Source organism: Enterobacter sp. MGH85 (assembly GCF_001037655.1).
Classification (GTDB): domain Bacteria; phylum Pseudomonadota; class Gammaproteobacteria; order Enterobacterales; family Enterobacteriaceae; genus Enterobacter; species Enterobacter intestinihominis.
In genome coordinates, this window is sequence record NZ_KQ089925.1 from 290539 (window position 1) to 311089 (window position 20551).

17 protein-coding genes are annotated in these 20551 nt (G+C 60.1%); 7 read left to right on the plus strand and 10 right to left on the minus strand.

The window, feature by feature from the left end:
* Positions 1–6 precede the first annotated feature (6 nt).
* On the plus strand, positions 7–1422 hold the full coding sequence (locus tag SK51_RS01325) for an aminotransferase-like domain-containing protein (protein ID WP_023305386.1): 1416 nt from the start codon (positions 7–9) through the stop codon (positions 1420–1422).
* Positions 1423–1524: 102 nt separating this feature from the next.
* On the opposite strand, the gene foxA is transcribed toward SK51_RS01325, so the two are convergent.
* The 3 genes from foxA to SK51_RS01340 all read right to left on the minus strand — a co-directional run bounded on the left by foxA (position 1525) and on the right by SK51_RS01340 (position 5080).
* Positions 1525–3633 (minus strand): ferrioxamine B receptor FoxA, encoded by a 2109-nt coding sequence (foxA, locus tag SK51_RS01330; RefSeq protein WP_155404789.1) that lies wholly within the window; start codon positions 3631–3633, stop codon positions 1525–1527.
* Between the two features lie 121 nt (positions 3634–3754).
* Entirely contained in the window at positions 3755–4708 is a 954-nt protein-coding gene (locus SK51_RS01335) for a helix-turn-helix domain-containing protein (RefSeq protein WP_023305384.1), read from the minus strand.
* Positions 4709–4846: 138 nt separating this feature from the next.
* Positions 4847–5080: a DUF2171 domain-containing protein gene (locus SK51_RS01340; protein ID WP_003863067.1), complete on the minus strand. Its 234-nt coding sequence runs from the start codon at positions 5078–5080 to the stop codon at positions 4847–4849.
* Positions 5081–5300: 220 nt separating this feature from the next.
* Here SK51_RS01340 and SK51_RS01345 point away from each other — a divergent pair, with 220 nt between their 5' ends.
* Positions 5301–5486, plus strand: coding sequence for a hypothetical protein (locus SK51_RS01345; protein ID WP_010427252.1), 186 nt, complete (start codon positions 5301–5303; stop codon positions 5484–5486).
* Positions 5487–5524: 38 nt separating this feature from the next.
* Here SK51_RS01345 and SK51_RS01350 read toward each other — a convergent pair whose 3' ends face one another.
* Entirely contained in the window at positions 5525–6646 is a 1122-nt protein-coding gene (locus SK51_RS01350; protein ID WP_023305383.1) for a ribosomal protein uL16 3-hydroxylase, read from the minus strand.
* A gap of 134 nt (positions 6647–6780) precedes the next feature.
* Entirely contained in the window at positions 6781–7386 is a 606-nt protein-coding gene (locus SK51_RS01355; protein ID WP_022646928.1) for an ATP-dependent Clp protease proteolytic subunit, read from the minus strand.
* Between the two features lie 318 nt (positions 7387–7704).
* Here SK51_RS01355 and SK51_RS01360 point away from each other — a divergent pair, with 318 nt between their 5' ends.
* The gene (locus SK51_RS01360) at positions 7705–8322 is read left to right on the plus strand and encodes a response regulator transcription factor (RefSeq protein WP_022646926.1); all 618 of its coding nucleotides are present in this window, start codon (positions 7705–7707) and stop codon (positions 8320–8322) included.
* Positions 8323–8325: 3 nt separating this feature from the next.
* Here SK51_RS01360 and SK51_RS01365 read toward each other — a convergent pair whose 3' ends face one another.
* The 5 genes from SK51_RS01365 to SK51_RS01385 all read right to left on the minus strand — a co-directional run bounded on the left by SK51_RS01365 (position 8326) and on the right by SK51_RS01385 (position 15551).
* Entirely contained in the window at positions 8326–13911 is a 5586-nt protein-coding gene (locus tag SK51_RS01365) for a trifunctional serine/threonine-protein kinase/ATP-binding protein/sensor histidine kinase (RefSeq protein ID WP_023305381.1), read from the minus strand.
* A gap of 9 nt (positions 13912–13920) precedes the next feature.
* On the minus strand, positions 13921–14301 hold the full coding sequence (locus SK51_RS01370; RefSeq protein ID WP_006810275.1) for a response regulator transcription factor: 381 nt from the start codon (positions 14299–14301) through the stop codon (positions 13921–13923).
* Between the two features lie 23 nt (positions 14302–14324).
* Entirely contained in the window at positions 14325–14585 is a 261-nt protein-coding gene (locus tag SK51_RS01375; protein ID WP_006810276.1) for a XapX domain-containing protein, read from the minus strand.
* Complete coding sequence (locus tag SK51_RS01380) at positions 14582–14803, minus strand: DUF1427 family protein (protein ID WP_022646923.1); 222 nt, start codon at positions 14801–14803, stop codon at positions 14582–14584. Before SK51_RS01380 ends, SK51_RS01375 begins: the two co-directional genes overlap by 4 nt.
* 61 nt (positions 14804–14864) lie before the next feature.
* Entirely contained in the window at positions 14865–15551 is a 687-nt protein-coding gene (locus SK51_RS01385; protein WP_022646922.1) for a hydrolase, read from the minus strand.
* Between the two features lie 220 nt (positions 15552–15771).
* Here SK51_RS01385 and SK51_RS01390 point away from each other — a divergent pair, with 220 nt between their 5' ends.
* Genes SK51_RS01390 through SK51_RS01405 form a run of 4 tightly spaced genes read left to right on the plus strand, consistent with a single transcriptional unit; the run spans position 15772 to position 20518 of the window.
* Positions 15772–17643, plus strand: coding sequence for an amidohydrolase (locus SK51_RS01390; protein WP_023305380.1), 1872 nt, complete (start codon positions 15772–15774; stop codon positions 17641–17643).
* Positions 17643–18050: a DoxX family protein gene (locus SK51_RS01395; RefSeq protein ID WP_023299234.1), complete on the plus strand. Its 408-nt coding sequence runs from the start codon at positions 17643–17645 to the stop codon at positions 18048–18050. The genes SK51_RS01390 and SK51_RS01395 overlap by 1 nt, the downstream gene beginning before the upstream one ends.
* Complete coding sequence (locus SK51_RS01400) at positions 18047–19666, plus strand: MFS transporter (RefSeq protein ID WP_023305379.1); 1620 nt, start codon at positions 18047–18049, stop codon at positions 19664–19666. The genes SK51_RS01395 and SK51_RS01400 overlap by 4 nt, the downstream gene beginning before the upstream one ends.
* A 30-nt stretch (positions 19667–19696) precedes the next feature.
* On the plus strand, positions 19697–20518 hold the full coding sequence (locus tag SK51_RS01405) for an alpha/beta fold hydrolase (RefSeq protein ID WP_023305378.1): 822 nt from the start codon (positions 19697–19699) through the stop codon (positions 20516–20518).
* The last annotated feature ends 33 nt before the right edge of the window (positions 20519–20551 follow it).

Here is a 20551-nt window from a genome sequence, read left to right on the forward strand (position 1 = left end):
TACAGCATGACGCGCTATCAACATCTGGCCAACCTGCTGGCGGAACGTATCGAACAAGGGCTGTATCGCAGCGGCGAACGTCTGCCGTCGGTACGCACGCTGAGCCAGGAACACGGCGTGAGTATCAGCACCATACAGCAGGCCTACCAGATCCTCGAAAATCTCCAGCTGATCACGCCCCAGCCGCGCTCCGGTTATTTTGTCTCGAAACGCAAAGCGCAGCCGCCCGTACCGGCGATGACGCGCCCGGTGCAGCGCCCCGTGGACGTCACCCAGTGGGATGAGGTGATGATGCTGCTGGACGCCCGCGCCGACAAAGAGATGATCTCCTTTGGCGGCGGCTCGCCGGACATCAACCAGCCGAGCCTGAAGCCGCTGTGGCGCGAGATGAGCCGCATTGCGCAGCATAACCCTGGCGAAATGCTGAGCTATGACGTGCTCGATGGTCGTCTGGAGCTGCGCGAGCAGATCGCCCGCCTGATGCTGGACGGCGGCTCCACCGTGGCGGCAAACGAGATTGTGATCACCAACGGCTGCCACGGCGCGCTGTCGATCGCCCTGCTCTCGGTGTGCAAGCCGGGGGATATCGTGGCGGTCGAGTCGCCGTCGTTTCACGGCACCATGCAGATGCTGCGCGGATTCGACATCAAGGCGATTGAAATACCTACCGATCCCGAGACCGGGATCAGCATCGAAGCGTTAGAGCTGGCGCTGGAGCAGTGGCCGATCAAAGCGGTGATCCTGGTCCCCAACTGCAATAACCCGCTCGGGTTTATCATGCCGGAAGCGCGTAAAAAGCAGGTGCTGGCGCTCGCCCAGCGGCACGATATTGTGATTGTGGAGGATGATATCTACGGCGAGCTGGCCGCAGAGTACCCGCGCCCGCGCACCATTCACTCGATGGACATTGATGGCCGCGTGATCCTCTGCAGCTCCTTTACCAAAACCGTGGCGCCGGGGCTACGCGTCGGTTGGATTGTTCCGGGGCGCTATTACGACCGGGTGATGCACATGAAATACGCCGCGGGCGGGTTTAACGTGCCGGGCACGCAGATGGCGGTGGCGGCGTTTATTCGCGACGGTCATTACCATCGCCACGTGCGGCGCATGCGCCAGATTTATCAGCAGAATATGGAGACCTACACCTGCTGGGTGCGGCAGTATTTTCCGGCAGAGATATGCGTTACCCGCCCGCAGGGCAGCTTCCTGCTGTGGGTCGAGCTGCCGGAGATGGTCGACATGGTGTGCGTCAGCAAGCAGCTGTGCCGTCTGAAGATCCAGGCTGCGGCCGGGTCGCTGTTTTCCGCCTCCGGTAAGTACCGCAACTGTCTGCGGATCAACGTGGCGCTGCCGCCGACGGATAAACATCGCGAGGCGTTGAAGAAGATGGGTGAGGCGATTGTGATTGCGATGGAGGGGTAGTGCGGCATTTTGCCCTCACCCCGGCCCTCTCCCGCAGGGAGAGGGTGAAAACCGATCCCGTAGGCCCGGTAAGCGCAGCGCCACCGGGCATTGGCTAACGACTCAGAACGTCCACGAAACGCTGCCGACAATGCTGCGCTCTGCACCGAAGTAGCAGTAAGAGAGCGAATTACACGCCGCAACGTAGCTTTTGTCCGTCAGGTTATTGACGTTCAACTGCGCGCTCACGCCCGTGAGCCCCACTTTCGACAGGTCATACCCCACGACCATATCCACCAGGGTGTATGACGGTAGCGTATGGGTGTTCTGACGATCGCTGGCGATCCCGTTGACATAGCGCACGCCGGAGCCGACGGTCAGACCGTCCAGCGGGCCGCTTTTGACGTCGTAGCTCAGCCAGGCGCTGGCCATGTTACGCGGGGCATAGACGGCGCGCTTGCCCTCCTCTTCCGGGCTGCTCTTCTTGTAGCGAATATCCGTATAGGTGTAGGCCGCCTGCATGCGCAGGCTGTCGGTCAGCTGTCCAATCGCCTCCAGCTCAACGCCTTCGGATTCGATTTCACCGATGGAACGGTACGGATCGGTCGGCTCCTCTTTAGTGGCAATGTTCTTCTGGTTGATGCGGAACACCGAGGCGCTGAACTGGCTGTTCATCCCCTCCGGCTCATACTTCACGCCCGCTTCCCACTGCTTGCCCTTCATCGGATCCAGGATATTCCCCTGCTCGTCGGCAAAGCTGGTCGGCGTAAAGGCGGTGGAGTAACTGACGTACGGCGCGACGCCGTTATCAAACAGATACAGCAGCGCCGCGCGGCTGCTGAAGTTGTTTTTATCCAGATCGCTGCGGGTATGGTTGAAGTTGTCGACGTTCGACACGCTCACCTGGTCGTAACGCCCACCCAGCGTGAGGCGCCAGCGGTCAATGGACATCTGATCCTGCAGGTAGTAGCCGGTCTGGCGCAGCTTATGCTTTTCCCTGCTGTACTGGGTGATGTAGTCCGGCTTCGCGCCATAAGCAGGATGGAAAGCGTCAATCGGCGGGAAGCCGCCGTAGTAGCCGGTGACGTTGTTGGTGCGGTCCTGGTAGTCCATGCCGATCAGCACGCGGTGGTTCACCTCGCCGGTATCGAAGCTGCCGTCGACCTGGTTATCCAGGGTGATGGCGTTCATCTTCTCGTCGGAGCCGGAATAGCCGCGGTTCAGCTCGGTGTCGTTCAGCCAGCCTGCGGCATACACCTGGTTCAGCTCGACTTTGGTGTGCAGGTAGCGCAGCTTCTGGCGCACAGACCAGCCGCTGTCAAACAAGTGCTCGATGTTATAACCGACCATGTTTTCCCGACGATCGTACTTGTCGTAATCGTCTTCACCTTCAAAAAAGGTGTTGGAGATTTTCTTACCGCTGTGCGGCACGACGGTGCCCTCATACGGCAGGCCGGAGTGGCTGCCGCCTTCCGGATCGCGGTGCAGGTAGGCCATCAGATCCAGACGGGTATTATCGGTGATACGCCAGGTCAGGCTCGGCATCAGCGCGTAACGCTCTTCTTTGAGCGGATCGAACTGGGAATCGGCATAGCGGGTCATCCCGCTGAGGCGTACCGCCACGCGGTCGTTATCATCAACCGGGCCGGTCACGTCGAACATCGCCCCACGCTGGTTATTGTTACCGGCGAAGAGCTTGATCTCCCCGCCCGGATCGAACGATGGCTTACGGGAGGTGAGCGCCACGATGCCGCCCGGCGATAAGCGACCGTACAGCACGGAGGCCGGGCCGCGCACGACTTCGATACTGTCCAGGAACCACGGATCAACCACCAGCGAGCTGTGGGAATTGGTGTCGCCCATCATCTTCAGGCCGTCGAGGTAGACGTTGTCCAGGCTGCCGTCCGAGAAGCCGCGCAGCACCATGTAGTCGAAGCGGTTTGATGCCCCAATCTGGTTGCTGTAGACCCCCGGCGTGTAGCTCACGGCCTGACGCACGCTGGTTGCGCCCTGCTCTTCGAACTGCTCGCGGGTGACGATAGAGACCGATTGCGGGGTTTCAATATCCGGCGTTTCAAGCTTGGTGGCCGCAGACTGCATCTGCGAGGTCACCACCACGGTGTCAGTTTTTTGGGCATCCTGCGCCAGTAAAGGAAAAGCGACGCTACCGGTAACCCATCCCACCAGCAGTGCCAGACGCGATTTAGCAAACATAACCCTCTCCAGAGATATTTCTTATTGTTAATAAGAATTATTACCTTTTTGAGGGTGCAAACAGCTATGCGCGCCGCCAGGTTATGTATGCGCGATGCTAAACCGCACGGGATACGTTCGCGCGATGGACAAAATTACGTTAGCGGAGTTTGCGCACGTCACCCGGTGAAATCCCGTAATGACGACGAAACGCGGTGGCGAAGTTGGTGGCATGCTGATACCCGCACATCCACGCCGCCTGCTGTACGCTGTGGCCTTCCAGCAGATAGCGACGCGCCAGCGCAAGGCGACAGTCGCGGAGATAATCGAAGAGTGTGCAGCCGTAGCGTTGACGGAACTTGCTGCGCAGGCTGCTTGGGCTCATGGCAGCAAGGGCTGCCAGCTGCGCGAGTGTATGGTCACATTCAGGAGACTGTTCCAGCAGGCACCGGACGCGTTCCAGACGCGCATGCTCAGGGCGGCTCGGACAGGGCAGCTGGCACTGGTTCAGGCCGTGGCCGAGCAGCTGGTACATGAGCCCCTCCAGCAACAGCTTACGCGAGAGCACGCTTCCCCCCTGCCGCTGTGCATGCTGAATGCCTGACATCACAAACTCGGGAACGTGCCAGACAAACGCGGGGGTATTCAGGCTTTGCCATTCCAGTAGCAGCGACTCAAGCAGGGCTTCACGTCCGGCATCGTGCGGGTACACGCCAAACGAGAGCGTTTTCAGCGTGCTGTCAGCATCGTGACGCGCGCTCATCACCTGATCTTCACTCAGACGCGAGCTGAACGCCATGCCCGGGCGGACGGGATAATCGATACCATTGAGCGTGAGCGTCACGCACCCTTCCAGCACCACCAGCATATAAAGCGGGCTGCTGTGGCGAGAGGTGGTTTCATAGGGCTGTAATACACGTACGTCGGAATGGGTCAGTGAAATGCCGGACGAGAGCGTCATCTCTTCAACATTCCCCTGCAACACGGGGCTGCCGCTGACCTGCTCATCTTTTAGCTGCGGGAAACGGTAGTCGATGCCGTAGCGCTCGCCGAATATTTGAAAATCCTCAACAAAAAATATGCGCTTCGCTGATGTATTTTCACTCTGGAGCATAATTCGGAACCTGCATCGGGGAAAGGACAGGCAAAACAGTACCATTCATTTGCCATGGCAGCAATCACCGGGCGCAGACACTATTACGCTCCGGACAAAGCCGGAGCGAAGGCGTATATTTCTTTACGAGAAATATATTTATGCTTCCTGCCACTCAGCAAAAACCTCTTTATGGTTTTTGGTCAGGACAACTTTATTATCTTCGACCTTATCGACCCAGCCGAGAGGAATAAAGTGGTGCTTGCCGCCTGATTCCGGGTCGCTCTTTGCAAGCTTGATACGCTCACCATCAAGATGGTCCACAACCCCGACATGCGTTCCGCAGCTGGCGACAACCTGAGTGTGATCCTTAATTGCGCTTTTATCTACCATATTCATTCTCCTGTTTCGGTTATTTGCCTGTTGCACGAAATTAACTGTAGCGCATAAATTCGGACCTGAAATGCGTATTAGCATTTTGAAACATCATTGACAGAACCGAATATTATGTCTATTTAGCGCCGAATTGAAAAAAATAAGAATAAGATTAATTATTAGCGACTGATTATTTCCCGTTCATAATTAAAGTATCGCAACCAACGAGGAGGTATTTATGACGATTCGCAACAATCGGACAGAAATTTCGCTGGCTCTTGGTGAAGCGGTCTTAGACATCGTGCAAAAAGGCCATGAGGTATCGCGAGAAAATCTCGCCCAGGCGATGAAAATTAAAGCGGAAAAAGAGCGCGACGATGAGCGGCTTCTGAACTACTGGAAGGCCTGTAATATGCTGGTTTAAACGTAGCGGCGTTTAGTCTGACTAAACGCCGCAGTCTGTTACTCGTCGAAGTACCAGTATCCCTGGTTAATCAATCCGGTCAACTCTTCCACAAACGCCGGATTATTCAGCGCTACACCCAGCTCGGCCTGGCCGAGCTGGGTGTAGCGGGACAGCGCGTCCGCCCCGTTCACATCCGCCGTCTCCAGCTGTTCGCTGTTGATAAAGAAGCAGCCGTTGATGTTCAGCACGCGCAGCCCGCTCAAGCGTGATAGCGTTTCGCCCCCTTGCAGCGCGTCGAGCACCTCGTCTGCGGAATACGGCGGCTCGGCGGCGGCAATATCCAGCTCGTGACGCGGCGTGGAGACGAAGCTGCCGAACCATTTTGTAAAATCATCCGGCTTGCTAATCATGTCGATCATCATCTGGCGAATGCGATCGAGCTCGTACTGCTCCACGCGGCCCGGGTGTTCGCGGCAGGTCAAATCCGGATCGCTGTAGTGCTCGCCACCCAGATCGTTTTCCAGCGCGTAATCGGCAAAGCTGCTGATCAGATCGCGACCGTTCGGCCCGCGGAAACCGACAGAGTAGTTGAGCGCGGTTTCATGGGTGAAGCCGTCATGCGGGAATCCAGGCGGAATATAGAGGATATCGCCCGGGGCCAGATCTTCGTCAATGATTGGCTCAAACGGATCGACGTGCAGCAGGGCCGGATGCGGACAGAACTGACGCATCGGCAGCTTGTCACCCACGCGCCAGCGACGGCTACCCATCCCCTGAATAATAAACACATCGTACTGATCGATATGCGGCCCAACGCCGCCGCCCGGGACGGAGAAGGAGATCATCAGGTCATCGAGACGCCAGTCCGGCAGGACGCGGAACGGACGCACCAGCTCTGCGGCGGGCATATGCCAGTGGTTCACCGCCTGCGCCAGCAGAGACCAGCCGGTTTCACCGAGGTTATCGAAATGCTCAAACGGGCCATTGCTCGCCTGCCACTTGCCGTTAGCATGGCTTACCAGGCGGCTATCGACTTCCGGCTCCATCGCCAGACCCGCCAGTTCATCAGGGGTAATGGGGTCGACAAAATTCGGGAAGGCATTTTTCAGCACAACGGGTTGTTTTTGCCAGTATTTCTCAAGAAATTCCGGCCAGTCGAGGTTCAGTTGATACGCCATGGTTAGCACCAGTGAGAGGGGAGACAGGCGCGATTATAGAAGAGACAGCCAGGGGGGAACTTGTCATGGGTCAATCGAGCGCGCGTAGGTCGGGTAAGGCGAAGCCGTCACCCGACGCACGCGCGGGCTAAAACTTAATCCAGGTTCAGCTCGTCATAATGGGTGATCAGTTTGCCCACGATGCCGTAGTCCAGCGCTTCCGCCGGTGACATCCAGAAGTTACGGTCGGTGTCCTTCTTCACTTTCTCCAGCGGCTGGCCGGTGGCGTCAGCAATCAGTTTGTTCACGCGTTCCAGCATGCGGATAATCTCGCGCGCTTCGATTTCGATATCCGTTGCCTGACCGCGCACGCCGCCCAGCGGCTGGTGGATCATAAAGCGGGTATTCGGCAGCGAGTAGCGGTGCTCTTTTTTCGCCGCCAGGAAGATGGTAATCCCGGCGCTTGCCACCCAGCCGGTGCCAATGACGTGCACTTCCGGTCGGATAAACTTAATGAAGTCGTGGATGGTGTCGCCCGCTTCCACGTGGCCGCCCTGGCTGTTGATGTACAGCTTGATCGGATCGTTGCTGACGCTTTGCAGCAGGATCATCTGAGTGATGACTTTCTGGGCCAGCTCCTGGTTGATCTCGCCGGAGATGACAATCGAACGGGATTCCAGCAGTTTTTGCTGTAGAGCGCCCGCGCCGCTTGTTCCTTCCGCTTTTTCTTTATCGTCACTGCTTTTCAGTGTGTAGTGCATCGTTATGTCCTCAGCTTGTCGCGCTCAAAATCAGAGTGTAGCCTGTTTTACCCGTCGGCGTCCTCACACAAAACATCGTGGCTCAGGATGAATATCGCCTGTGTCACGCTCTGGCTTCGCAGCAGGAACGGTCTCTAAAAACAGCGTTCCGATCCTAACCAATTCGCCACATTTTTATTACACTTTCATATCATCTTCATATTGCCGAATGATAATAATTATTAATGTGTTAGTATGAATGAGGATAGCAAACAGTCGCTTACGTTCAAAAAGGCGCATTTTATTCTCGATGGTTTACTGATCACACCGGGGCGGTGAATGGAACACATTGTTTATGTGGTTGATGACGATGACGCAGTCAGGCAGTCCGTTGTTGGGCTGCTGGAATCAGCGGATATACACGCCCTTGGCTTTTCCTCAGCAGAAGCCTTTCTCAGCCATCCCTTTGAGGATCTGCCCTCCTGCGTGATCCTCGATATGCAAATGCCCACGATCACCGGGTTTGATGTCGCAGATGCGCTGAAAGCCAACGGGCGAGAAATACCGATCATTTTTCTCACCGGTCACGGCACCATCCCTATGTCCGTCCGGGCGATCAAAGGCGGGGCCTACGAATTTCTCACTAAACCCGTTGAATCCAGCGCCCTCATTGGCTCTATCGAATCCGCGCTCAGGCTGGCACAGCACAACGCCGCCCGCGTCAAAGAGCACTACGCCCTGAAACAGCGCCACATGTCCCTCACGCCGCGCGAGCATGAGGTGCTTGAGCTTGCCATCAGCGGCAAGCTCAACAAGCAGATCGCCGCCGAGCTGGGCGTCAGTGAGATTACGGTGAAAGTACACCGCCGCCGGGTGATGGAGAAAATGCAGGTCCGCTCCGTGGCCGAGCTGGTCAGGGCCGTCGAGCGCCTGACAAAACATCAGCCAGCGGAATAACCGTTACGCCTCCTGTCCGGCAAGCGGCAACGCGAAGGTAAACACCGTGCCGTACGGCTCTCTGCGGCGCGCGCTCAGTTTTCCCCGATGCCGTTCAATGATGCTGGCGCTGATGGTCAGCCCCATCCCCATTCCCTGCGCTTTGGTCGAATAGAACGAGTCAAAGATCCGCTCGGTGAGCTCCGGCTCAATGCCGCTGCCGGTATCGGCGATCTCAAAGATCACCTTCCCTTCGGCGCAGTTCGCGGTGGCGATCGTGATGCTGCACGGGCGATCCGTCACTTCCGCCATCGCTTCCATCGCATTCATCACCAGGTTAAGCAGCACCTGCTGGATCTGCACGCTGTCGCCGATGATAAAGCTGTCGTCAGCGTTCAGGAGATAATCAACGCTTATGTGTCGCAGCTCAAGTTCGCTGCGGGAGAGCATAATGATGTGGTGGATCAGGAAGTGCAGATCTATTCGCGTAAACGTGGGGTCCTGTTTGCGCGTCAGAGACTGAATGCTGCGGATGATCTCCCCTGCCCGCTCGCCCTCGGCGGCGATCTCCTCCAGCCCCTCTCGCACTTTGTCCAGCCGCGCCGGATCGCGGTTGAGCCAGCGCAGGCTCGCGCCGGCGTTCGAGACAATCGACATCAGCGGCTGGTTGATCTCGTGCGCGATCGAGGAGGTGAGTTGCCCGACGGTGGTGGCCCGTGAGACTCGCGCCAGATCCGCTTGCGCCACCCGCATCGCATCCTCCGCCGCCCGCTGGCTGGTGATGTCGGTAATGATGCCGTAATACTCATTCACCTCGCTGCCCACGCCCACCGGATCGCCAATCCCGAGGATGTAGCGAACGGAGCCGTCGGTGCGGATAATGCGAAACTCCGCGCGCATCGACAGCCCGTCACGCACGCTCTGATTAACGAGGTTACCGATCCGGCCATAATCATCCTCATGCACGAAGGTCAAAAACTCCGCCATTGAGATCATCTTTTGCTGCTCCGGCAGGCCAAGAATACGGGCGTACTCTTCGGACATAAACATCAGATCCTGCACCAGCTCCCAGCGCCAGCTGCCGGTATGGCTGATCTGCTCACCCAGCATCAGCGAGGTCTGGCTGGCGCGCAGCTCTTTCTCCACCCGTCGGCGGTGGATGTTTTCCGCCAGCAGCTCGGCGTAGAGCCGTGCCGTCTCCAGCGAAACCGCCGCCTGCGCGCCCAGCAGGCTGACCACGCGCGAATGTTCGGCGGTAAACACTTCCGGCATCAGGCGGTTTTCCAGATACAGCACCCCCACCAGTCGCGCCTGTTTGAACATCGGGACACACATCACGGCGGCGCCGGACGTCACCAGATAAGGATCCTGGCTGAACGGGTGAAATTCCTCCGGTTTGCCGGTGCGGATCTCCTGCCCGGTGCGGATCACCGCGGCCAGCACCGACAGCGGCATGTCCGTCGCCATCGGTGTCTCTTTCAGGATGCGAACCCGCACCCCGTCGGTGCTGGTCCAGGCGCTGGCTTCGATCTCCGGGATGTGATTATCGCTGACGCGAAGCAGCAGGCCACGCTGTGCCCCGGCCCGTTCAAGCAGCAGCGTCATCAGGTTTTCAATTAAACGCTCGAGGTTGATTTCTTCGGACAAGGCGCGTGAGGCTTTGATGACGCTCTGTAAATCGCGGATCACCTCGTTCTGGGCAAATGCCACGGTGTCGTACGCGCGGCTCTGCCCGGAGGCCAGCAGATGCGGAAAATCCTGCTCCAGCTGACGCACCTTGGCCTGCGCCCCGGCGCGGCCCCAGGCGGCAATCGAACCGCGGAAATGGGCGTCGGAGGCGGTCGGGTAGCCGCAGGCCAGCGAGAAACGCCCTGCCAGCTCGTGGGCCAGGGCATTGATCGGGTTAAACCCGCCCTCCCGCGAGAGCCGCACCGCCTTTTCATACTGCTCCAGCGCGATGCTGTTCATGCCGTCCAGACGGACGATTTCGGCATAAATCAGCGCCTCTTTATCGGCAAACGTGCCCGGATTGATCCGCGCCCAGAGGGCAATTTTGTCGTAATGGTGATGAATACTGCGGCGATAATCCGCCGAGAAGGTCTCCGGCGTAAGCTGGCGGGAGAGCGCCAGCGCGCTGTAAAAATGGTAATCCAGCAGATGGATATGGCCCGGTGCGGACCACGCATACCAGCCCGCCCTCTCTAAATCCGCCTGCGCGTCGGCGTATTCGCCGCAGGTAAAGTGCGCCATCCCGCGATAGAGCCAGTACCAGAACAGCATGGTCGAGGTCTGCTCGGGCGCCTGCTCCGGCGGTGCGGGCAGCAGATCGTCAGGCAGCGCCTGGGCGGCGCTCCATGTGCCCGTCACCGGCGTGCGTAAAAACTCCACGTAGCGGCGCTGAATGTGCAGAACGGTTTCAATGTCCTGATAATCCGTTTTACGCACAAAGGCCAGACCGCGATCGATGCTGGTCAACACGCCGTCCAGATGATCGCCCCGGGAGAGGAAGTTAATGATCTGGTGACAGGCCGCGAAGCAGGCCATCGTCATGTCGCCGTGGGTCACCGCCGAGGTAAAGCAGGCCTTGGCGCACTCGATAGTGTACGACAGCGGCTGGGTCCAGACGCTGAGCTGGTCGAGCGGCAGCAGAGTTTTAGCTTCATAGGCATCATAGCCGTGGCGGTTCACCAGCTCGCGAGCCAGCGTGCCGTACTCAAACCCGAGACGGTATTCGGCGTAGCGGTGGCCAATCAGCACGCCAAACCAGGCCATCGCCGTGGTGGATGCGCCGGTTATGCCGCGATCGAGCGTGAGGTGCATCATCCGGCACAGGAGTAAAAAGTGCAGGCGCGGGCAGGTAAAGCTGGCGAAAATACTGGCGCTGTAAAGCAGGTTCATTACCGCTTCGGTCTCCGCGCTCTCCATCAGCTTAAGCTGAATAAACGGGTTCTGCGGCGCGTCGGCGGTGCGTTGACAGAACTGCTGCCAGGCCTCGTCACATTCGGCATTTTCCGGGTAGCGGCTGATCTGGATCCCGAACACGCCCAGCCAGCATAACGACGCCTCCAGCGCCAGGCGGATCTCCGACTGGCGCATATAGACTTCCGCCAGCAGGTTAGCGGCCAGCGCTTTCTCCGTCAGCCCGCCCGGTGAGCCGAGGATCGTATCGCACAGCGCGCGCGTGCGCTCCAGGTGCCCGAGCGCGAACTCACAGCCCGCCTCTTCGATATCCAGCATAAAGTCCGAGACCGGACCCGCGTTCCCCAGCGCTCTGGCGGTCTGGATGTAACTTAAGGCGGAAAGGTAATCGCCGGTACGCTTCGCACGCCGCGCGGCCTGGAGGCTCAGCTCACGGAATCTCTGGCGCTGCGGCGCAGGCTGGATGCAGTCCAGCGCGGCGCTGACGTGGTGAACCGCGCGGAACAGTAGTTCGTTACCCGCCGTCTGCCGCGCGGCATCCGCCAGCAGGCTGGCGGTGGTCAGGTGCAGATGGCTTTTCTCGCCCTCATCCAGCAGGGCAAAGGCGGCTTCCTGCACCCGATCGTGGGTAAAAGCGTACTCTTTCTCCGTCAGCACAATCAGCTGAGCGGTAACCGCCGGGTGAAGGGCGTAGCGGATTTCCGCCGCCGACTGCCCCACCACGCGGCACAGCATCTCCAGCTCGCCCGTGCAGCCGAGGCAGGCGATGCTGCCCAGCAGGCGGCGCGTCTCGTCGGGCATCTCCTTGAGCTGTTCAAGCACCAGCGTCACCACGTTCTCGGTGTAATGCCGGGCGCGGATGGCCTGGAGATCGTAATGCCATTTCCCCTGATATTTGTTGTGCACCACCAGTCCGTCATCGACGATGCGGCGGAAAAATTCCTGAACGAACAGCGGGTTGCCGCCGGTTTTTTCATGGATCAGCGTGGCAAGATCGGAGGTGCCGGTACTGCGGGCATGAAAAATCCCCCCGAGCCAGCGTGCCACGGCCTTCACCGACAGCGGCTGCGGCACGATCGTCATGGCATGCTGCGCCGCCTCCGGCAGGCTCGCCAGCGCGGTCTGCAAGCTGGGATCAGAAAGCGAACTGAGATCGCGGTGCGCCACCACCACCAGCAGCGGGATGGCGCCGCAGGCGCGCAGCAGGTAATCGAGCGTTTGCAGGCTGGCGGCGTCGATCCACTGCACATCATCCAGCAGCAGCACCAGCGGCGCGCCCTGTGTGGCGAAGGTTTTCACCAGCGCCAGCACCATATGGCTGAAGCGCGCCCGCGCGTCGATGGAAAATGTATCCGCAGAGAAACGCGGTTTGTTCTCAAGAAGTAAATTCAGCTCCGGCACCAGGCTGACAGCCAGCTCCTCGAAGCCTTCCAGCGCGCGCGACAGGCGGATTTTCCACGTCGCCACCTCCCCGGCTGGCAGCCCGAGCAGGTGCAGCGTGAGCGTCCGAAACGCCGAACTCAGCACGCCGTAGGGCAGCGTGGGAGAGTATTGATCGACCTTGCCCACCGCCAGCAGCACCTTGCGCTGTTGCAGCGATTTCAGCGTGGTGGCGATCACGGAAGATTTGCCGATCCCCGACGGACCGCCAATCGTCACCAGTTCCGGCGCACCGCTCTGGCTGACCCGCTCAAACGCGGCGATGACGTCGCTGGCCTGCGGATGCGCAGAGAAAAGCGAATCGGCAAGATGGATCGCCGGAGAGCGATCCTGCTGGCCGGGAATAAAGTCGACGATCTCACCTTCGGCGGTCAGCGTCGCCTGGCAGCGCCTGAGGTCGGCAATCAGCCCGTCGACGGTCTGATAGCGATTCTCCGGATTCTTCTCCAGCAGCTTAAGGATAATGGTCGACAGCATGCCGGGTACGTCCGGACGCACCCGGCCCGGCGCAAGCGGCTCGGAGGCAATGTGGTAATGCGCCCAGTTAGTCTGGTCATCAGCGCTCAGTTCAAACGGCAATCGCCCGGTCAGAAGTTCATAAAGCACGATACCCAGACTGTAGAGATCGCTCCGGCTGTCGACGGCGCGCCGGGTACGCGTGGTGTGTTCCGGTGACATGTAGGCGGGCGTGCCGCCAGACGCGGCAAGCCGGGACTGTGAGAATGCGTCGGAAGTGGCGCAGGAAAGACCAAAGCTGCACAGACGGCTGGTGGCGTCGTGATGAACGAAGATCGACCCGGGTTTGATATCGCCGTGGATCAGGTTGTGCAGATGCATCTGGCGCAGGGGACCGCAGATGCGGATCGCCATCTCGATAAAGCGGGCGATCCCGGAAATCGCCTTACCTGCCCGGCACGCCAGCAGTTCAAAGCAGAACGGCGCGTAGACCAGCGCAAAACGTCCGCGGTACTGGGTTGAAGCGACGGGCCGGATAGCCCAGCCGTCATGAAGCCGATCGCGCAGGGCAAACTCGTTTTTAAGCAGCCGCGTTGCCCGCTCCTCTTCTTCATCGCTGACCGCGGTGGCAATAATAAACGAACCGCCGGACTGGGGATGCCGCCCGTTCATCCAGGAGATGCCGCCCTCCTGCGCCAGCACGGTAAAAATAACATCCTCTTTCAGAACAAAAGCCCGCCCTTCATGGAGACTTCCCCGGGCGGGCCAAAATGCAGGCGACGTTTGTTCGTTCATCCGCGATCCTTATTGTCGGCGGGTCAGCTCCCGCTGAATATGATCCAGCAGAATATCGATGTTAATCGGCTTACGCAAAAATGCAGCGGCGCCCAGGCTGAGTGCATACCGCTGCATATTTTCATCCGCATGGCCGGAGATAAACAGTATTGGCGGCGGCGGCGTGGCCAGCAACCGCAGCTTCTCAAACAGCTCGATCCCGTTCATGCCGCGCAGCTTGATGTCGGTGATCACCAGCGACGCGCCGGACAGGGCGAGAGGGTGGCTCAAAAACACCTCTGCCGAATCGAAGGTATCGGTAGCATACCCTTCCGATTGCAGCAGGTTACTGAGCCCGCTGCGAACAGAGCGTTCGTCATCAATGATGGCAATGCGCCACGGCAGCGTCATGCTGTCTTTCCTCAAACAATTCGTTACGCGTCGCGGCTTTCCTTCGCGGGCGCTGGGGGCGCGGTACCGCTGATTTTCGGTACGCATTCATGACGAAACCAGGCCAGGGTCAGCGGTTCGCGGCTCACCAGACGCCGTCCGATGGGGATCAGTTGTTCACCCACCAGCATGCCGAACAGGCCAAGCAGCGCGACGACCGGCGGCGCCGGGGAATGCACGTCGAGCAGGGCGTAAATTACCCCAGCCGCGACCCCGCACACCAGCGAAATAATCCAGGCCTTCATGATGACGCTCCGGTCAGGTGCTGAACGTGGGGAACCGTCACCTGCACGCCAGCGGGATTATCGCGGGATAAAAGATGACGCATCGCCTGTTCCCCTGCCAGCATACCCAGCAGGCCAATCAGCGCCAGCGCGGGCGGCGCGGGGGAACGCACCTTCAGCACGGCATACATCAGGCCAATCAGCACGCCTGCCGCGAGGGATATCAACCCTGTACTCATTGTGAACTCCAGAGAAAAAGGCAGTGACGAGCCGGATGAGGGACCAGCCCGCCGCCGGGATTTAGCGTGCCGGAACCGGCGCTAAGGTACGGTGCTCGCTCTTCTGGCGAGACGGCGCTTTGTGCACCATGGTGTAGGCATAATCCACGCCCATGCCGTACGCACCGGAGTGCTCGCGCACGATATCCATCACCGCGGTGTAGGTCTCTTTATGCGCCCAGTCACGCTGCCACTCCAGCATCACCTGCTGCCAGGTCACCGGGATCACGCCCGCCTGGATCATGCGCTGCATCGCGAAGTCGTGGGCTTCTTTGGAGGTGCCGCCGGACGCGTCCGCCACCATATAAATTTCGTAGTCCCCTTCCAGCATCGCGCACAGGGCAAAGCTGTTGTTGCACACTTCGGTCCACAGGCCCGCGACAACCACCTTCTTCTTGCCGTTAGCCTTCAGCGCGTCACGCACCTTCTGGTCGTCCCAGGAGTTCATGGAGGTACGCTCCAGAATGTCCTGACCCGGGAACACGTCCAGCAGCTCCGGATAGGTGTTACCGGAGAAGCTTTCGGTTTCAACGGTGGTGATGATGGTCGGGATGTTGAACACTTTTGCCGCTTTCGCCAGCGCCACGGTGTTGTTTTTCAGCACCTGGCGGTCAATAGACTGCACGCCAAACGCCATCTGCGGCTGGTGGTCGATGAAGATGATCTGACAGTTGGCTGGGGTTAAGACTTCGAGCTTTGTAGTGGTCATAAGATTATCCAGTGAGGTTAAAGGTTAAAATCGCCGCGAACAGCACGCCGATAAAATCGCATTCATCCTATGACCCACGCCGCTGGCGCGTAATTATCTCTTCGTATAGTTAACCTTAGGTATAGTTATACTTTGGTATACCTATCCTATTGTATAACTGGATCTTTCCCGAAACCGGTTCCCATAATCCTGACCATTCCCCTCTCAGTCTGGAGCAGTTATGGTTACCCTCGGTAAAGCCGATCTCATTCTGGTTAACGGCCAGTTTCACACCGTCGATCGCGAGAACCCTCTCGCGGAAGCCGTTGCCGTGCGCGACGGGAAATTCCTGGAAGTGGGCACCGTCGCCGAGGTGATGCAACACCACTGCGACGGCACTAAGATGGTCGACTTAAAAGGCCACACCGCCATCCCCGGCCTGAACGACTCGCACCTGCACCTGATCCGCGGCGGGCTGAATTACAACCTCGAGCTGCGCTGGGAAGGCGTACCGTCCCTGGCAGATGCCCTGCGCATGCTGAAAGAGCAGGCCCTGCGCACGCCGTCGCCCCAGTGGGTGCGCGTGGTGGGCGGCTGGAGCGAGTTCCAGTTTGCCGAGCGCCGTATGCCGACGCTGGATGAGATCAACGACGCCGCGCCGGATACGCCGGTGTTTATCCTTCACCTGTACGACCGCGCCCTGCTCAACCGCGCCGCGCTGAAGGTGGTCGGCTACACCAGGGACACGCCGAATCCGCCGGGCGGGGAGATCCAGCGCGACGCCAACGGCAACCCGACCGGGATGCTGATCGCCCGCCCGAGCGCCATGATCCTGTACTCAACCCTCGCCAAAGGGCCGAAGCTGCCGCTGGAGCAGCAGGTCAACTCCACGCGCCAGTTCATGCGCGAGCTGAACCGCCTGGGGCTGACCAGCGCCATCGACGCAGGCGGCGGCTTCCAGAACTACCCGGAAGATTACGAGGTAATTGCCGAGCTGCACGAGAAAAAGCAGATGACCATCCGCATCGCCTACAACCTGTTTACCCAGCGTCCGGGCTACGAGCTGGAAGACTTTGAAAAATGGACCGACATGCTCACGCCGGGCCAGGGCAGCGACTTCTTCCGCCACAACGGCGCGGGCGAGATGCTGGTCTTCTCCGCCGCCGATTTTGAAGACTTCCTCGAGCCGCGCCCGGATCTCGCGCCGGGCATGGAGGACGAGCTGGAGCGCGTGGTGCGCCATCTGGTCGAACACCGCTGGCCGTTCCGCCTGCACGCCACCTATAACGAATCCATCAGCCGCATGCTGGACGTGTTCGAGAAGGTGAACCGCGACATTCCGTTCAACGGGCTACACTGGTTCTTCGACCACGCCGAAACCGTGTCACAGGCCAACATCGACCGCATCAAAGAACTGGGCGGCGGCATTGCCGTGCAGCACCGCATGGCCTTCCAGGGGGAATACTTCGCCGAGCGTTACGGCATCGAAGCCACCCGCCACACGCCGCCGGTGGCGAAAATGCTGGAGACCGGCGTGCCGGTGGGCTTAGGCACCGACGCCACCCGCGTGGCAAGCTATAACCCGTGGACCGCGCTCTACTGGCTGGTCTCCGGCCGCACCGTTGGCGGGATGCAGATGTACGATCACAGCGCCCGTCTGGATCGCGATACCGCCCTGATGCTCTGGACCCAGGGCAGCGCGTGGTTCTCCAGCGAGCAGAACCAGAAGGGGCAGATCAAAACGGGCCAGCTCGCGGATCTGGCGGTGCTCAGCAAAGATTACTTCCGCGTGCCGGAAGAGGAGATCAAGGGCATCGAGTCCGTCCTCACCGTGGTGAACGGCGATATCGTCTACGCCGCTGGCAGCTTTGGCCCGCTCGCGCCGCCCGCCATTCCGGTCCTGCCCGAGTGGTCCCCGGTGGTGAAGGTGCCGGGCCACTACCGCAGCGCGCCGCCGCAGGCCGCACGCGTCGGCATGAGCGCCGTCCACCACTGCAGCGGCCCGTGCGGGGTTCATAGCCACCAGCATGATTTCGCCCGCACGTCAGAGATGCCGGTGTCCGACGATAACGCTTTCTGGGGGGCGCTGGGCTGCAGCTGCTTTGCATTCTGATGAAACAAAATGACGCTTCACCCCGGATCGATCCGGGGCTGTTCTTCCTGCGCCTGACCGGCAGCCTGCTGCTGCTTTACGTGCACGGCCTGCCGAAGGTGCTCCACTTCAGCGAAGAGCTGACGCGCATCGAAGATCCGTTTGGTTTCGGACCTTACGCGAGCCTGATCCCGGCGATCGTCGCCGAGGTCATCTGCCCGCTGTTTATCATTGCAGGGGTTTACACCCGCCTGGCGTGCCTGCCGATTATCGCCGTGCTGCTGGTGGCGATGCTGGCGGTGCACCCGGACTGGTCGATTGCCGAAGGGCAGTTTGGCTGGCTGCTGCTGATTATCTTCACCACCCTCGCCCTCACCGGACCGGGCCAGTGGCGGCTGCAGCGTAAGACGACGGAGAGGTTCGCATGACCCAGGTTAACGACGTTCGCGACGCACACGTCGAGACGACGCCCGCATCGGCGGCTTCGCCCTGGCAGCCGCTGAGCCAGCCGGTGTTCCGCATGCTGTGGATCGCCACGGTGGTCTCTAACGTCGGCTCATGGATGAGCGACGTCGGCATCAACTGGAGCATGCTGACGCTCAGCGCCGATCCGCTGGATATCGCGCTGGTGCAGGCGGCCAGCAGCCTGCCGATGTTCCTCTTCGCCCTGCCGTCCGGGGTGATGGCGGACATCGTTGACCGACGAAAATACCTGCTCTTCTCCCAGCTATGGGTATTCATCGCCGCTGCCGGGCTGACGCTGCTCTCTTTTACCGGACACGTCACCCCCACCGTTCTGCTGGCGGCAACGTTTCTGCTGAGCGTGGGCGCGGCCATGAGCTCGCCGCCGTTTCAGGCGATTGTGCCTGACCTGGTGAGCAAGCCCGAGCTGGGTTCCGCCGTGGCGCTTAACTCGCTCGGGGTCAACATCAGCCGGGCGATTGGCCCGGCGCTGGGCGGTTTCCTGCTGTCGCTGGCCGGACCGTGGATGGTGTTTGCGCTTAACGCGCTATCCGTGGTCGGCGTGGCGTGGGTGCTGTGGCGCTGGCGTCCGGCGCCTTCCGTGCAGCGGCTGCCGCCGGAGCACTTCTTCTCGGCGGTGCGGTCCGGCATTCGCTACGTGCACGCCGCCCCGGTGCTGCGTAACGTGCTGGTGCGTACCGTGGCGTTCTTCGTTTTCGGCAGCGCGGGCTGGGCGTTACTGCCGCTGGTGGCGCGCCGCGAGCTGGGCTTAGGCCCGGCGGGCTACGGCGTGATGCTGGCGTGTATCGGCCTGGGGGCGATTGCCGGGGCGATCCTGCTGCCGCGCCTGCGCCAGCGGCTGAATGCCGATCGGCTGATGGTGGCCGCCAGCCTGACGTTTGCCCTCACCATGCTGGCGCTGGCGTTCATGCGCCACGTCTGGCTGCTGAACCTGTTTGAGTTTTTTACCGGCTTCGCGTGGATTGCGGTGCTCTCCACCCTCAACCTTGGCGCACAGCGCAGCGCCGCCCGCTGGGTAAAAGCCCGGGCGCTGGCTGTGTATCTGACGGTGTTCTTCGGCTCGATGACCGCAGGCAGCGCCGTCTGGGGGCAGATCGCCTCGCAGTTCGGCACCCCGACCTCGCTGGTGGTTGCCACGCTGGGGATGGTGCTGGCAAGCGCGACGGCGTTCCGCTGGAAGCTGGAGAAAGATCCGAATTTAAATCTCGACCTGAGCGGGCAGCCGCTGGACGGCGTGGAGATTGAACTCCCGAACGAGCGCGGCCCGGTGCTGGTGTCGCACGAGTACATCATCGACCCACAGGACGCGAAAGCGTTTTTGCAGGCCGTGCACGAGCTACGCCGGGTGCGCCGCCGCGCCGGAGCGATGAGCTGGGCGGTGTACGAGGATATCGAACGTCCAGGGCTGTTTATCGAGACCTTCCTGATGGGCTCCTGGATTGAGCATTTGCGCCAGCAGGAACGCCACACCATGAATGACCTCCTGTTGCAGAGCCGCGTTCTGGCTTTTCATCAGGGCACAACATCACCGGCAATTCGCTATCTGGTCGCGCCGGTATAACCATAACGATCACCTGCACAGGAACACACTATGGCACTGTTTAAGGCAAAAGACGGCACGCAGATTTACTACAAAGACTGCGGCGCGGGCAAACCGATCCTCTTCAGCCACGGCTGGCCGCTGGACGGCGACATGTGGGACAGCCAGCTGAACTACCTGGCCGAGCGCGGCTTCCGCGCCATCGCCTTTGACCGTCGCGGCTTTGGGCGTTCGGATCAGCCGTGGAACGGCTATGACTACGACACCTTTGCGTCCGACATTAACGACCTGATTACTACCCTGGATCTGCGCGACGTAACGCTGGTGGGCTTCTCCATGGGCGGCGGCGACGTGACCCGCTACATCAACAACTACGGCAGCGCGCGCGTGGCTGGTCTGGCGCTGCTGGGCGCGGTCACTCCAATCTTCGGTAAATCGGATACCTTCCCGCAGGGTGTGGATCAGAGCGTGTTCGACGGCATCCGTGACGGACTGCGTAAAGATCGCGCCCAGTTCATCAGCGACTTCGCCACCCCGTTCTACGGTACCAACGCCGGGCAGACCGTTTCCGCGGGTGCCCTGACGCAGACGCTGAACATCGCTCTGCTGGCGTCCCTCAAGGGCACCATCGACTGCGTGACCGCCTTCGCCGAAACCGACTTCCGTCCGGATATGGCGAAAATCGACGTGCCAACGCTGGTGATCCACGGCAGCAACGACCAGATCGTGCCGTTTGAAAGCACCGGCAAGCTGGCGGCGGAGATGATCAAAAACGCCACGCTGAAGGTGTACGACAACGCGCCGCACGGCTTCGCGCTGACCCACCAGGATCAGCTCAACGAAGATCTGCTGGCGTTTGTGAAGTCGCTGTAAGTCATTACGCGAAGCCTGATGGCGCTTCGCTTA